Genomic DNA, 14,589 nt, shown 5'->3' with positions numbered 1-14,589 from the left:
AGGGGACATTTCTATTTCGCTAAGAACGGGGACATTTCTATTTCGCCTTGACAGTTGACCCCCGCCTGGCTTGACTCTTTCCGTGCGACGATGGCATCGTCGTCGTCCGATTCTGCGGTGGGGCGCATCGCCTCGTGAATGAATGAAAGAGCGGTCGGACTATTTCCCAACGCTGCCCGGCACTGGCCACTGAACGAATCTGGCCAGGACATCACGGGAGCGCCTGTATCCAAGCCGTGCCGACCGTTGCGTGCCCGGGCCCTGATTCTCGATGGATACTCGAAGACGTCGGCAGAACGAACGGAAGTTCGGGGCTTGGCGGGACCTGTCCAATGGAGGCAGACTGTATTCGTATGAAGTGAAGGGCCGCTCCGGGTGGCGCGCAAGATATGTGAAGGAAGTTGACGCAGAGGAGTCAACGCTCACGTTCTACCAGGAAGTCTACGACAGCGACGGAAAACTGCGCGAAATTCATCACAAGTATCCGGAGGATCTCGGCCATCAACAGGTCACAGGTAACGAGCCATGATCACGCGAGACATACTGGCATCCCGGCTCCGCGATTACCTTCAGCATCGCATCACACGAACAGCGTTGGTGGATTGGGCCGAGCGCGCCGTGATGGAAGAAGAGTTCGACGATCGGGATTTCGACACGATCCGGGACATCACGAGTCGGCTCGGACTCGCCGACGTGCGTGAGTTTGGTCTGACCTGGGAAGATTGCGACGCCTATCTGTCTCGTCTCGGGTATCGGGCGACTGTGGATGTCGTTCAAGCGAGCTGAGCGCTCGAAGAGCCAACGTTTCCCACCTCGGTTTTACCGCCTCGGGCGACCTCGCGACGGGCGGGTCGATCCACGAGGCAGCGGACTCATTCTTCTCCAGGTCCGGTAAGCTCGTCACGATGAGTGCTGAGCCGCAGAAAGTCTGACTCTGACATGCGAATAGTTCCCGGTCCTGAAACACTCACGCCTGAGACATCACGCCTGAGACATATTGACAGACTAGATGACGCTCTCTATCCTGCCCTATCTAGAAGATCTAGAGGTTGAGGAACGCGACACCATTCGGCTGCTCTCGTCACTCCGGTTCGGGGTCAGCAGCATGGACCCGACCACGTTCGTGGTGGCAACCGCCACAATCAAGGCCGTAAGCCGAATCCCAACGTGGAGGCGAGATGAAGTCACGTCGTTCCCCTCCGCAAGATACAGAATAGACCGCTACAAGGTTAGAGGGGCGGGAGGCCTGGATCCCTTCGCGCGGACAGGACACTAGCTGCCTTCTCCTGTTGCTACCACATACAGGTTGTGCGATCATACCTGTTGGCTACCAAAAGGTTTCGTTCCAATGAAGGACAAAAGAGATATCCAGCAGGGGACGTTGGCGCTCATGGTACTCAAAACGCTCGACGTGCTGGGCCCGCTGCACGGGTACGGCATCGCCCGGCGCATCGAGCAGATCAGCGGTGATCAGCTGGCGCTGAATCAAGGCACCCTCTATCCCTTGCTGCTGAAGCTCGAGCAGGAGGGGGCGGTCGCATCCGCCTGGGGTTCGTCTGAGAACAATCGCAGGGCCCGCTTCTATCGGCTGACACGCGTCGGCCGCCAGCAGCTTCGGGCGGAAACCCAGGACTGGGAGCAGACCACCGCCCTGATCGGCCGGTTCTTCACGGTCAAGGCGGAGGATCTGCGATGAGAGCGCTGCGGCGGTTCTTCGTTCGGCTCGCCCATGCGGTCACGAGGCGGCGGGCCGACGAGCGCTTGCGAGACGAGATCGAGGTCCATCTCGCGCTGCAAACCGCGGAGAATCGTCGCGCCGGCTTGTCGCCTGCCGAGGCACGACGCCGGGCGCTGCTGAAGTTTGGTGCGGTGGAGGCAGTGAAGGAAGACTACCGGGATGAGCAAGGCCTGCCGATTCTCGACAGTCTCGGGCAGAACCTGCGGTACACGTTGCGAGCGGCGGCGGCCTGTTGGTTTCCGGCGGTTACTTCCCGGTGTTGGGCGTGCAGCCCGCGCTGGGACGCCTGATCGGGCCTCGTGACGATCGCGCCATCGGCGAGCCCGACGTCGTCGTCTTGAGCCATGCCTACTGGCAGCAGCGGTTGGGCGCAAATCCCAACGTGCTCAACGACACACTCATCGTCAACGGCCACAGAATGACGATCGTCGGGGTCGCGCCCGCGGCTTCGAGGGGACGACAGTCGGCAGGCAACCAGAGGTGTATGCGCCCATCACCATGCACGGGTACATGAACCCCGGTTGGGACCAGTTCGACAATCGCCTCAACTACTGGGTCTACCTCTTCGCCCGCCTCCAACCGGGGGTGAGCATCGACCAAGCGCATGCGGCGATGAACACCGTGTACCGGGGGATCATCAACGAGGTCGAAGCCCCCCTCCAAGAGGGTCTCAGCGAGAAGGAGCTCGCCGAGTTCAAGGCTAAAACGCTCGGCGTGGAGGCGGGACGCTGGGGTCAGAGCGAGCTGCGCGGTGACCTGCGAACACCGTTGATACTGCTGCTCGCACTCACCGGTGTCGTCCTGCTGATCGCCTGTGCGAACATCGCGAACCTGCTTCTGGCGCGCGCGGCGACCCGCGCGAGCGAGATGGCCGTGCGACTGTCAATCGGCGCAAGCCGGTGGCGGCTCATTGCGCAGCTGCTGACAGAGTCCTGCCTGCTCGCATCGCTCGGCGGCCTGGCCGGACTTGTCGTGGCAAAGTTGACGCTGAGCATGATCGTCTGGCTGGGCCGAGACGACGCCACGCCCCTCCAGATCGATACGGACGCGCTCCTCTTCGCGGCGGCGGTGACCCTTGCCACCGGCGTGCTCTTCGGTATGGTCCCAGCGATCCACAGCACACGGCTCGACCTCGTGTCGATGTTGAAGGGCACCTCTGGACAGCAGGCCGGCGGGCGCGGCGCGGCGCGCATCCGCACCGCGCTGGCCACGGCGCAAGTCGCCCTTTCGATGACATTGCTCGTCGCAGCCGGCCTCTTCATCAAGAGCTTGATGAACGTGAGCCGCGTAGATCTCGGCTTCAAGGTCGACCGCCTCGTCACGTTCTACATCGCACCCGAGCTGAATGGGTACACGCCGGAGCGGTCCCGCGTCCTGTTCGAGCGGCTCGAGGACGAGCTCGCGGCACAGCCGGGCGTGACGAGCGTCGCCGCGTCGAACGTGCCGGCCCTTGGTGGGGGAACCTGGAGTGCCGGCGTGCGCGTCCAGGGACCCAAGTCCGGGTCGCATATCGACGGCGGCTCGCTGTACAACGCAATCGCGCCAGCGTACTTCAAAACAATGGGGATCCCGCTGATCGCGGGTCGCGAGATTACGCCTGCCGATACCTCTGGCGCGCCGAGGGTCGCCCTGGTCAATGAGGCGTTCGCGAAGCAGTTTGGTCTTGGGCGAAACGCCGTCGGCACGCGCATGACCTGGGACGGTGAAGATGAGGAGCTCGAGAGAGAGATTGTCGGACTCGTGCAGAACGCGAACTACAGCGCGGTCAAGGAAGACGTGCCGCCGGTCTTTTTCATTCCGTACCGGCAAGGAATCGGGCCGGACCTCGGGGCTCTCACGTTCTACGTCCGCACGGCGCTCGAGCCCGAACGGATGATCGGCACGCTCTCGAAGGTGGTGGCGAAGCTCGATCCGAATCTGCCGGTCGACAATGTACGGACGATGGAGCAGCAGGTGCGGAACAACGTGGTCCTCGATCGGCTCGTCAGCGGGCTCTCGACCGCCTTTGCGATGTTGGCCACGCTGCTGGCCGCCATCGGGCTCTACGGAGTGCTGGCCTACACGGTGGCGCAGCGCACGCGCGAGATTGGCCTGCGGATCGCGCTTGGCGCGGCGCCCGGCCGCGTTCGTGGCCTGGTCCTGCGTCAGGTAGTGGCGATGACCGCGGTCGGCGGCGTGCTGGGCTTGGCCGGCGCCCTCGCGCTCGGTCGCGCAGCGCAGGCGCTGCTGTTCGAGCTGGAAGGGCACGACCCGATGGTGCTCACCGCCGCCGCGGTGACGCTCACCCTCGTCGCGCTCGGCGCGGGATGGATCCCGGCACAACGCGCGTCGCTGGTCGATCCGATGCAGGCGCTCCGGTATGAGTGAGGACGCAATGACCGAGGGCTGTCCGGCCGCGGAGCTCGACGTGGTTCAACGAGCTGACGGATTGGCGCAAATATTGCGCGGCGCCAGCAAGCGAATGGCCGTGAGTGGCAGCCTGCCTGAGCGTGAAGCCCTCTTCGTGCACCGCTATCATCCCCTTCTTCAGACCTAGCGCTCGTCGCTGCACATCGACACTCCGACCGCTCGCCGCTCGTACGCGGCAGCGCCGCTGCGATTCGTCGACACAGGTGCTGCGCGTCAACGTGAGGGGAATCCCGCCCGCGAATCGTTTCTACCCGTGAGCCGTCGCGAGCCTGAGATTGGCTGGTAACAAGTGCCAGTCGCGCGGAGCACGCGCCGGAGTGTGGCTCTTCGCCTTCCCGATAGGCGTCGGGCGAAGCAGCCACCACCGAAATACACGCTCCACACGAAAGGAGAAAGAAACCATGTTGAAAGCACCCATCATTCGGGGCTGGTGTCCCAAAGTACCCGGCATTGCCATGGCACTCGCACTCAGTCTTGGCGCGGTGACGATCGCCGAGGCGCAGCAAGTTCAAACGTTTGCTGGCTCGTCCTGCCAGGCCTCCGGCTCGGCGCAGGACCTCTACTACTCGGGCATCTCGGGCTTCGTCGTTGCAAATCGCCAAGACACCACGAGGAGTGCCGTCTGCCCAATCGTGCGACAAAACCCCACCAAGGCGTGGTCTAAGATTGCCGTCTTCGTTCGCGATCGACATTCGACGCAGGATATCTCTTGCGTCGCGCAGGCTCGCGATACGGACGGGGCGGCGGGCACGGGATGGTCCGAAACACAGTCCACAGCAGGCGAAGGGAACCAGTTGCTTCTTTTCGGTGCGCCTGGCGGTGCCGTCCCGAACTTCGGGCCTTACACCGTCGTCTGCTCGCTTCCGCCCATGGAGGAGGCCAATCAGCCTTCGTACATTGCGTCCTATGTGATCGTCGAACCGTAGGGTGTCGCGTGTAGGGAGGACGCTCGTCCTCCCTACGCCTGCGCGTTGCCCGCAGGCGCCACCCTGCAACCTTCACCAGCACACCACGAAATCGAAGCTTCGGCCGGACAGCACCGCCGATCTGGTGGCGCGGCCGATCTGGCGGAGATCCATCAGAAGACAGAGGAGCAAAACGATGAAGATTGAAATCCAAGCGCCACTGGGCTGTGTGTCCCTTCGACAGCGGAGCGCGCCGGACGGAACTCGCGTGGTTCGGTCGAGCTTCCGCTCTCTCGTTGTCCTGGCCTTCCTCACCGGTCTGTTCGGGGCTCCGGCTGTACTCTCAGCGGATGAGCCCATCACATCCGGCGACGACGACACCTTGAGTGAGCTGGCCGCCGCCTCGAAGCACGCCACGTATCGCGTCGATACGTGGCCGCAACTCGTTCACAAATGGCGGATGCTCCATAGAGCCGGCCTTCGCCTTCAGGACCTCGAGGTCCTCCAGTACGACAGCGGCAAGCGTATCTACGCGGGCGTCTGGCAGCCTGGCTCGGGCAAACAGGCGCTCTATCGCTTTGACAACTGGGGCGCGTTCGTGGACAAGTGGACTGCCCTCAACGGCGACAGTTACCGCTTGGTCGACATCGAGCGCGTTCGCCACGGTAACAAGCTGTGGTACTACGGCGTGTGGCAGGGCGGCACCGGCAAGTATGCTCTCTACCATTACAAGTCCTGGACCGCCTTCACCGACAAGTGGAAAGAGCTCAACGACAAGGGCATGCGGCTCATCGACATCGACATGAGCGAGCACAACGGCGTAATGAGCTACATCGGTGTGTGGCGTGGCGGCTCGGGGAGGTACGCGCTGTTCAACTTCGGCTCCTGGGACAAGCTCGTGGACAAATGGCAAACGCTCGGATCCCAGGGCTATCAACTCATGGACATGGACGTTGTCCGACGCTCGAACGGCGCGACGCGCTACGTTGGCGTCTGGCGTGCGGGCAGCCCCAAGCGAGCCCTCTACCGCTACACACAGTGGAACGCCTTCAAACGCAAGTGGGCGGAGCTGGCCGAGCAGGGTTACGCTCTCGTCGACGTGGAAGTCGCCCAGCGCAACCTCGCGGGCGCCTGGTATGTCGGCAGCTTCGTTCCGGCCCCGAGCGCCCCAGTCGGCGGCCCGTACCTCCGCGTCATGGCCCAGTATCTAGAAGACACGCTCGCTGAGAACACCGTCGTCGGGATGTCCTATGCCCTCAGCCAGCACGGACAGTTGGCGATCGCCGGCAGCACGGGCTTTGCCCAACGCGCTCCAGACGACGAGGTGCCGATGACGTCGAAGATCCGCTCCACGGTTGCTAGTGTCAGTAAAGCCATCACGGCACCGCTGGTCTACAAGCTGCTTCGCGAGAACGGCCTCACCGTCGGCTCCCGTATCGCATCTTGGTTACCGGCGAGCTGGATCAAAGGCTCCGGGTTCACCAACACCGAAGGCGATCTGACCTTCCGCCATCTGTTGACCCACACATCGGGTCTCGACCAGGCGTTCGCTGCCCTCCAAGCCGATGGCGAGGAGGGCCCGTGGGGCAACAATTGGGACGGTTTGAAGTTCGTCGTCGAGAACGGAACGGTTCCGGACTCACAGCGCAACTACAAGAACGCCAACTTCGCCCTCTTCCGGGTGCTCATCCCGGAGTTGTGGAAAGCGGTGGGCGGCCCTGGCGGCTCGATCACGGAAGGGAACGTCGGCGAGCGCTACTTGAGCTACCTCCACGGGCTGGTGCTCGATCGTGAGGGCATCGACTCCATCGCCTGTGGGCCGCAGGCGGGCTACCCCGAAGCCAAGTCCTACAATTTCGACGATCCGGGCCTGGCGGGCGCTTCCAGCTCGTCGTCTCTGGACGGCTGCGGCGGCCACGCCAACCTGCACTTCTCGGCCCAGGAGCTCACGCGATATGCGGCGGCGTTCCGATACAACGACACCATCATGGCCCCCGCGGACCGAACGACGATGAGAACCGAGCGCGCCGGGTGGAACAGCGCCGCCGGCGTCACGGATGGGACCGCGTACTCGCACGGCGGCACTTGGAACAAAACTGGCGGGCGAAGAACACGCACCTGCATGATGGAGCTGCCTCACGGCGTCAACGCGTCCATCATCATCAACTCCAACCCACCGGTCGACAAGTGCTCCGTCCTGCGCCAGGCGTACAACGCAGCCATAGAGGACTGACAAGCGCTCTCAGCGCGCACGAGTGGACCGCCAGCCGCGGGCGGTCCACCGTGCCGCAAGCGCAAGCAGGAGCAGGCCGGTGACCGCGAGGGTGATCACGAGCGGCCTCGAGCGCGACGTTTCGTGACGTCCCTCGAGAACCGGCTGAAAGCCACCATCACCGAGAACCACCAAGCTGGCCCACGCAGACGCAGGGCGTCCCGCCTCGATTGCCTCGACCTTCGCGTGGGTGAGCGCCGTCGAGAGCGACGCGCCCTCGCCGAGCGCGCGGTAGAAGTCGTCGAACAATGCCGCAGCATCCTCGTCACGAATCGGCCAGCGAGTCCCTATCACGGATTTCGCGCCCGCTTCGAAGAACGCACGAGCGAGACTCAGAACACCCTCCCCGCTCAGAATCGCGCCTGACGCCGTCTGACACGCCGAGAGCACAACGACGACGCCATCGAGGTCGAGCTCTTCGATCTCGCGCGCCTGCAGAAGCCCGTCCTCGGTGTCTGCGCCGGGCGACAGCAGCACGGCCGACCGGGCGGGATGGGTCTCGTCGGCCACGGCGTGCGCAGCGAAATGCAAGATGCTGTACTCGCGCAGATCACGATCTTTCAAGGCTCTCTCCGACGCCCCGCTGCCAACGAGGGCGTCAACAGATCCAATGTGCCGTGCGAGCGCGCGCGTCTCACGGCGTGCATGTGGGAGGCGGCCCAGACGCAGACCCTCGTGAAGCACCGCGTTACGTTCTGCTGCTCCAAAACCGGCACCGCTCCCGAGCTCTGGATCCGCAAACGCGAGGGCCCTCGGGCTCGACGGACGCGACTCGTTCTGACGCCAGTGGAGCCAGAGCGTCGCTGACGGCACCGTCACGAGCTCATGACGCGCCGCGAGCGGCGTCGCATCGCGCGCTGATCGCAACGCATCGAACGGCAACCGATGCAGAGGGCCGTCCGGCACGAGGATCAGCCGCTCGATGCCAGGCGGAAGCGCGCTCAACGCGTCGGCCAAGAGGTCGTCGTAGAGACGAGTCGCCGCCGCCGTTCCAGCATCGTCGGCTCGCGCAAGCACGCCACTGAAGATGGGGACGATTGGCGCGAGCTGGGCGCGATCGGGTATGCGATAGACCCAGCGGCCGTCACGTGTCAGGGCGATCAGCCATGAACCGCCCGCGAACTTCTCTTCATACGTTTCCCAGTTCCCGACCTGAAACGACAGCAACGCCTCGTTAGCGGCGAGCGCCGACTGCACGGCGCCGAGACTGGCAAAGGCCGGGCCCGGTTGATGGCGACGCTTACCCGCCAGCGCGATCTGCCGCTGTGCCTCCTGTTCCTGGCGTTCCAGCGCCTCCAACTTCTGCAGTGTCTCTTGCCTGGTGTCGTCGGTGATGGTCGGATCCATGAGCCTGCGCTGGACTGCGGCGATTGCCTCCAGGAGCGACCGCCGGTTCGCGACAGCAGGATGTTCGGAATCCAGGCGGGTTTGCGAGCGACCCAGCCGATCGAGGAGTGAGCGGGCGCGCATGCGCTCGGTGATCGAAAAGGCAAGGTCGAGATCCTGCTCCTGATGGTCTCGGAGCAAGCGGCCTGAGAACCAGTAGTAGTCGCGTGTCCAGGTCGAGAAGAGCTCGGCGCTGCTATTGGAATCCTCCTGAAGGCTTCGAAGCGTCTCGATGGCATCGATGGTCTCCAAGGAGTCACGAATGGCGTGTGCGCGCGGCTTGGTCTTCCAGCTCGATCGCATGCGCTGGCCGGCGCCGTAGGCTTGCGTCCGCGGGTTATTTGCGCGCTCGGTCGATTCGAGCGCGCGCAGCTCCGCCGCCCGCGCTCTGTCGGGAGCCTTGTCGTGAAGCAGCGACGCCGCGATCCACGAGCAAGCCGCCTCGTCGTGAGGCATCCGCGCCTTCGTGGCGATGTGGAGACAGCGCTCCACATGCTCCAGCGCCTCGGCCTGCCTCTCTTCCTCGGGGGCGAGAAGCGCGGCGATGATTTGGTGCGTCCTGACCGTGACGGTTCGGTTCTGCGCCGCGATACCGGTCGCCAGAGACTGCTTGGCGAGGCGCATGAGCCGCTCTCTCCCCCCTGGCGTCGGCACGAGGGTTTCCTTCAGCGCAGAAGTGGTGAGGATGTTGTAGCGCGCGTTCGCCTGCACAAGCCCTTCGGCTTCAGCGGCCGCCAGCGCTTCGAGCTTCTCGAACGTCGCGAGCGCATCGTCCAACCGCCCCATGCGGAACGTGACGGCCCCCAGGGACATCAGTGCCGTGCGCTGCAGACGATAGGGACCATCCGGAAAGATCGTGCGCTCCGCTTGCTTCAACAGGCGGTATGCGACACCGAGGTCGCCGCCGATGTCCTGAATGTGCGCTGCTTCGAGCATCCGCGCGCGCGCTTCGAGGATCGGATCGTGGACCGATGCGGCGATCTGGACCACCCGTTGCATCTCTTCGGTGGCTTCCTTCACACGCCCCTTTGGAAATAGAAAGTCACGGAGATTGCTGCGTGCGAGGACCTCCCCCTCGGCATTGCCCACCTCGCGGAAGCCGTTGGCGGACTGGCGATACAACTCTTCTGCACGATCGGGGTCTCGTGCGCGGTGGACGTGGCCGTAAGCGAGCGGCAGCCAAAAGTTCTCTGGATGGTCGTCGATGAGCTGTTCGAACAGGCGCCCGCCCTCGGTCCAAAGACGGTTCTGAAACGTCACTTCATAGAAGCAGTACGCGGAGTCATGGTCGTCAGGGCTCCGGTCGAATCGGTCCCAGCACTCGGAAAATGGGCTCCTGGAGCTGGAGGCGTCGACGACGGCAGGCACGGCCATCGACAACACCAAGAAGAGCAACTGGATCGACTGAGCTCGCATCCTCGCAACGTGTTCCGAAGGGCTGCCTACCCCTGAGGTATTTTGTTGCCGGGGTCGACCTCTGGAGGAGCACAGATGAACCGACGCACCGCGGCAAAACCGAGGTTGACGTCGAAGATCTCCACGGTACTAACGACGCTGCGGCGGTCGCTCAAACGACGTAACGGATCGAGGATCCGAGCCTGCGCGCGGTACACACCGGGCTCGATGCTCCGGAGGGTCGTCGATTGCCCGGGCTGCAGGACGGCGTGCTCCTGCACCACCACCGCGCCAGTCTGGTCGATCAGCCGCAATGCTATCTTCGCTGGCGGCGCCCCACGATGATCATCGAGGGTCACATGAAAGCTGACGCCCTCATCTGAAGCCACCGAGAAGAGTCCGGTATTGATGTAACGCGCGCGCGTCACACTTCGATCAACCTGCGCACCTGCAATGCCGCCGAGCGCGCCCACCAGTAACAACCCAATCGCGAATGTTCGTGTCGTGATGATCTTCCTCATTGGTCCCTCCCGTTTCTGCGGGTAGCTGCTCTCACCGCACGCGTGTAACGAAGGTCTGGGACGAGACGCGCTCGCCGCCTGGAAGCGTCACGACCACCTGCCATAACACTCGCTCTCCTGAGCCAATGCTCGCGAGCAGGTCCTCTTCCACGAGAAGCTCCGTCGCGCCCACCTCTGACACTGTGGTCAGCATCTGCAGGTCCTCCGTCGTGACGGTCACCTGGTAGCCCGAGCCCTCCGGTGCCGGCGTCCAACGCAGCCGGAACGCGTCTCGCGGCAAGGCCGCGCGTGACGGCACGAGCGATTCCACGACATAGCGGTCCGGCTCGCGAAACGTACTATCCGCAGGCGTCCGATTGAGCTGGAAGAGAAGCCCGCCAAGCATCACGACCAGCGCGGCAGCCGCAGCCAACCACGACGGGGTCGAGTATCGACGGTGCAGCCGCGTGGACGCCGGCACTCCCTCCGCTGATGACTGCGAGAGGGCCCACGCGCCTCGCCACGCTTCGGCGCCCGCGGGATCGGCGGACATCCGCTCCACCAACTCGCGGCGCGCGGCTGCAGGCAACTCACCCGATGCGGCCTGCCAGATGCGCTCCAGCTCCTGGTCGGAACAGTCCCGCCCCGTGGCGTCGCCGAGCGCCTGGAACGCCTGTCTGAGCCTCTCGTCCGAAGAGCGACGGTCTCTCACGGTCGTATTCCCTTCGACATCAGGCACGTTCGCAGGTCCGCCAAACCTCGATAAACGAGGTTCTCCGTGCGCTTGGCCGGCCAGTCCAGGATGCGGGACGCCTCGGGAACCGTGTGGCCCTGCAGGTACAGCGTGACGGCCAATCGTCGATCGCGCGCCAAGCAGGCCAGACAGTCCTGAATGCCACGGCCAACCTCCCGCGAGGCCGTGGCGCGCTCCGGATTCTCGGTTGTCACCGCCTGGACGACGGCAGCGTGATCCTCGATAGCGGTCTCACGGCGACGTCTCACCAGGCGAATCTCGTCCACCAGGGCGCTGTACGCGACCTTGTACAGGTAAAACGGCGCGAAGGGCGGCTCTCCCTCACCCTCGAGCCCCTTCTTCTTCACGATTTGCATGAGTCGCATCACCGCGCTCTGCACCAGATCGTCGCGCTGACCTGACAGCCAGGTAGGACACATCCTGGCTACGGCGCGGGCCAGGTGCTGCCACAGGCTCGAATAGTCGATGGGCTCGATGATGGCGGTCGAGGAGTCTTCCAAGCCCGCTTCGTCGAGGTCGCGCTGAGAGTCGAGCACGGCGATGCGATCCTCCCCTCTTCTCACGGCGACGCCTCACGGTGGGCGGGCCTGTCGAGCCGTTCCGCGGTGCCTTGCAAGGAGAAACGCTCCCCGCCAGTCGATCGAACAGCTGGGTTCTGGTGCTCTTCTCGGGTTGACATCCACTCCCGAGCTGGGCTACATCTTCGCACCAGTCTTTCACGCTTGACCTCGGCTTGCGCGCGACGCGGCGCGGCCGATCGCCTTGTGCTCGATCGCAAACGATCGACAGCATCGCCGGCTCGCCGGCGACGGAGGTGTCATGCCCCGCAGCTCTGTGGCTACGCTCGTCCTGCTCCTTGGTACCCTCATCGTTCCGCTGCACGCGCAGACACCATCCGGCGAGATCACCGGAGTTGTCACGGACGCCACCGGCTCTGCGGTGCCCGGAGTGACCATCACGCTCACCAATCAAGCCACCAACGCCGTTCGCGTGGCCCTCACCAACACCAGCGGGATCTACGTGGTCCCCGCGATCCCGCCCGGCCTCTATACGCTGAAAGCTGAGCTCTCCGGGTTTCAGACCGTCGAGCGCAGGGACATCGAGGTCCAGGTGGGCAGCTCGAGCCGCATTCCCGTGACCCTCGAGCTCGGTGAGCTGACCGAGGTGGTCGAGATCACCGGCGGCGCGCCGCTGCTGCAAACCGAGCATGCCGCCGTTGCCACCGTCATCGAGAATCGCGCCATCGTCGAGCTGCCGCTCAACGGTCGCAACTACCTGCAGCTCGCGTCGCTCACGCCTGGCGCGACAACCTACGGGCCGGCGTCCAGCCAGGGCCAACAGCGCATGGGCGGCCAACGGAACAGCTTCGCGCTGAACGTGGCCGGCCAACGCATCCACTACAACCATTACTCGCTCGACGGTGTCGAGAACACCGACCTCAACTTCAACTCGTACATGCTGCTGCCGTCGGTGGACGCCCTCCAGGAGTTCAACATCGTCTCCGGGCTCTTCGATGCGGAATACGGCCGGGCCATCGCGCAGGTGAACGTCTCGACCAAGTCCGGCACGAACCAGTTCCATGCCACGCTGTTCGAGTTCATGCGCGATTCGGCGCTCGACGCGAAGAACTACTTCGATCCCGACGACCAGCCGATTCCGCCGTTTCGCCGTAATCAGTAAGGGCTCACGCTGAGCGGGCCGGTCGTCCTCCCGAAGATCAACGGGCGCGACCGGCTGTTCTTCATGTTCAACTGGGAAGGATTGCGCGAGCGGAAGTCGCTCACGTCGTCACCGTCGGTGCCCCTCACCGCGTGGCGCACGGGTGATTTCTCGGCTCTACGCGACGAGAGCGGCGCGCTGATCCCCATCTACGATCCGGCAACACGCGTGTTCGACGCCGAGGGGAACGTCACCCAGGCCCCGACCGCGTTTCCAGGCAACATCATCCCGGCGGATCGGATACATCCAGTCTCTCGGCAGCTCCTGGACTACTATCGGCTGCCGGACGAGGAGCGCGAGGGCGCCAACTTCGTGAACCACGAGGCGCGCCGCGTGAACACCGACCAGTTCACCTATCGCATCGATTTCGCGCAGCCGGTCCAATGCCAGCTGGTTCTTCCGCCACAGCATCTCGCGCGAGCTCGGCTACGACCCGTTTGCGATCCCGAACATGGGGATCGACACCGACACGGACGTGCAGCAGGGCGTGCTCGGCTACACGCGGACGTTCGGTACCAACAAGCTGAACGACCTGCGCGTTGGCGTGGGGTACTTGAGCAACGCCCACATCTCCCCGCGCGCCAATCAAGAGAACGTCGTCGAGAACCTCGGCATCAACCTTCCCACCGACAATCCGCTCTACTGGGGCGTGCCCAACATCGGGATCGCGGGCCTGTCCGGCATCGGTGAAGAGAGCGACGCGCCGTTCCTCAACTACGACACGACGATTCAGCTGACCGACAACTTTACGTGGACGATGGGTCGTCACTCGCTCAAGTTCGGCGGCGAGATTCGGCGCGTGCGCTACAACCAGATCGGCGGCGTCGTCACGCGCGGCCGGTTCGGGTTCGATGGCCGATACACGGAGAATCCGCTCGCCTCGTCTGACGCACGCGGCGGCGCGGCGATGGCCGATTTCCTCCTCGGCGACTTCAACAGGGCCGAAGCGCAGGTCGGCGCCCCGATCGCCAACTTCCGATCGAACTATTTCGCGCTCTACGCACAGGATAGCTGGAGGGTCGCGTCGAACCTGACGGTGAACTACGGGCTACGGTGGGAGTACGACCAGCCGTTCTACGACAAGCACGATGCGATCGTGAACATCGACTTCGTGTGGGACAACTCCCGGGAGCCGGTCTTCGTCCGCACGGGCACTGGCGATCCGTACGAAGGCGACCCCTCGTTCCGCCTGGCGCCAGACGTTCAGTACGTCCGCGATGGGCGCTTCGGCCGCGGCGCCTACAAGAGCGATTTCAACGATTTCGCCCCGCGGCTCGGGATTGCCTGGACCGTCACGCCGACGACCGTCGTGCGATCGGGTGCGGGCATCTACTACGTGCGCGACATCGGCAACGCGGTGTTCGACGTCGTGCGCAACGCGCCGTTCACGATCCGCCGCGACGAGCCGGCCGAGAGCTTCCGCCCGAATCTCAGCTTCGAACAGCCGTTCGCGCGCACGGGCGCTCCGACGTTCATCCTGGCCAATCAGTACGATGAGCCCTCGTCGTACG

Annotated in this window: 14 protein-coding genes and 1 pseudogene; 10 read left to right on the top strand and 5 right to left on the bottom strand. The window is 64.1% G+C overall.

Features of this window, described 5'->3' with window-relative positions; translation table 11 throughout:
• The first annotated feature begins 271 nt into the window (after nucleotides 1–271).
• The 8 genes and pseudogenes from GEV06_25580 to GEV06_25545 all read left to right on the top strand — a co-directional run bounded on the left by GEV06_25580 (nucleotide 272) and on the right by GEV06_25545 (nucleotide 7,285).
• On the top strand, nucleotides 272–529 hold the full coding sequence (locus GEV06_25580; protein ID MPZ21239.1) for a hypothetical protein: 258 nt from the start codon (nucleotides 272–274) through the stop codon (nucleotides 527–529).
• Nucleotides 526–786: a hypothetical protein gene (locus tag GEV06_25575; protein MPZ21238.1), complete on the top strand. Its 261-nt coding sequence runs from the start codon at nucleotides 526–528 to the stop codon at nucleotides 784–786. The genes GEV06_25580 and GEV06_25575 overlap by 4 nt, the downstream gene beginning before the upstream one ends.
• A gap of 562 nt (nucleotides 787–1,348) precedes the next feature.
• Complete coding sequence (locus tag GEV06_25570) at nucleotides 1,349–1,696, top strand: PadR family transcriptional regulator (GenBank protein MPZ21237.1); 348 nt, start codon at nucleotides 1,349–1,351, stop codon at nucleotides 1,694–1,696.
• The gene (locus GEV06_25565; protein ID MPZ21236.1) at nucleotides 1,693–2,028 is read left to right on the top strand and encodes a hypothetical protein; all 336 of its coding nucleotides are present in this window, start codon (nucleotides 1,693–1,695) and stop codon (nucleotides 2,026–2,028) included. Before GEV06_25570 ends, GEV06_25565 begins: the two co-directional genes overlap by 4 nt.
• Nucleotides 1,968–2,150: pseudogene (locus GEV06_25560) on the top strand (hypothetical protein). Before GEV06_25565 ends, GEV06_25560 begins: the two are co-directional and overlap by 61 nt.
• Complete coding sequence (locus tag GEV06_25555; GenBank protein MPZ21235.1) at nucleotides 2,090–4,105, top strand: FtsX-like permease family protein; 2,016 nt, start codon at nucleotides 2,090–2,092, stop codon at nucleotides 4,103–4,105. The pseudogene GEV06_25560 and the gene GEV06_25555 overlap by 61 nt, the downstream one beginning before the upstream one ends.
• 443 nt (nucleotides 4,106–4,548) lie before the next feature.
• Nucleotides 4,549–5,073, top strand: a complete 525-nt coding sequence (locus tag GEV06_25550; GenBank protein ID MPZ21234.1) for a hypothetical protein — start codon at nucleotides 4,549–4,551, stop codon at nucleotides 5,071–5,073.
• A gap of 175 nt (nucleotides 5,074–5,248) precedes the next feature.
• On the top strand, nucleotides 5,249–7,285 hold the full coding sequence (locus GEV06_25545; protein ID MPZ21233.1) for a serine hydrolase: 2,037 nt from the start codon (nucleotides 5,249–5,251) through the stop codon (nucleotides 7,283–7,285).
• Between the two features lie 9 nt (nucleotides 7,286–7,294).
• On the opposite strand, the gene GEV06_25540 is transcribed toward GEV06_25545, so the two are convergent.
• From GEV06_25540 to GEV06_25525, 4 genes are read right to left on the bottom strand one after another with little or no spacing between them, the layout of a single operon-like run.
• Nucleotides 7,295–10,126 carry a CHAT domain-containing protein gene (locus tag GEV06_25540; protein ID MPZ21232.1) on the bottom strand — a complete coding sequence of 944 codons (2,832 nt, stop codon included), beginning with the start codon at nucleotides 10,124–10,126 and terminating at the stop codon, nucleotides 7,295–7,297.
• 26 nt (nucleotides 10,127–10,152) lie between these two features.
• Nucleotides 10,153–10,626 carry a hypothetical protein gene (locus tag GEV06_25535; protein ID MPZ21231.1) on the bottom strand — a complete coding sequence of 158 codons (474 nt, stop codon included), beginning with the start codon at nucleotides 10,624–10,626 and terminating at the stop codon, nucleotides 10,153–10,155.
• 31 nt (nucleotides 10,627–10,657) lie between these two features.
• On the bottom strand, nucleotides 10,658–11,317 hold the full coding sequence (locus GEV06_25530) for a hypothetical protein (protein MPZ21230.1): 660 nt from the start codon (nucleotides 11,315–11,317) through the stop codon (nucleotides 10,658–10,660).
• On the bottom strand, nucleotides 11,314–11,778 hold the full coding sequence (locus tag GEV06_25525; GenBank protein MPZ21229.1) for a sigma-70 family RNA polymerase sigma factor: 465 nt from the start codon (nucleotides 11,776–11,778) through the stop codon (nucleotides 11,314–11,316). Before GEV06_25525 ends, GEV06_25530 begins: the two co-directional genes overlap by 4 nt.
• A 400-nt stretch (nucleotides 11,779–12,178) precedes the next feature.
• On the opposite strand from GEV06_25525, the gene GEV06_25520 reads away from it, so the two are divergent.
• Nucleotides 12,179–13,039, top strand: a complete 861-nt coding sequence (locus tag GEV06_25520) for a hypothetical protein (protein ID MPZ21228.1) — start codon at nucleotides 12,179–12,181, stop codon at nucleotides 13,037–13,039.
• Nucleotides 13,040–13,195: 156 nt separating this feature from the next.
• Here GEV06_25520 and GEV06_25515 read toward each other — a convergent pair whose 3' ends face one another.
• The gene (locus GEV06_25515) at nucleotides 13,196–13,489 is read right to left on the bottom strand and encodes a hypothetical protein (protein ID MPZ21227.1); all 294 of its coding nucleotides are present in this window, start codon (nucleotides 13,487–13,489) and stop codon (nucleotides 13,196–13,198) included.
• Between the two features lie 40 nt (nucleotides 13,490–13,529).
• Here GEV06_25515 and GEV06_25510 point away from each other — a divergent pair.
• Nucleotides 13,530–14,589, top strand: a 1,060-nt coding sequence (locus tag GEV06_25510) for a hypothetical protein (GenBank protein ID MPZ21226.1), incomplete at its 3' end; no start/stop codon positions are given.

Source organism: Luteitalea sp., from assembly GCA_009377605.1.
Lineage (GTDB): Bacteria > Acidobacteriota > Vicinamibacteria > Vicinamibacterales > Vicinamibacteraceae > WHTT01.
This window is presented reverse-complemented; position numbering and strand designations above follow the sequence as displayed.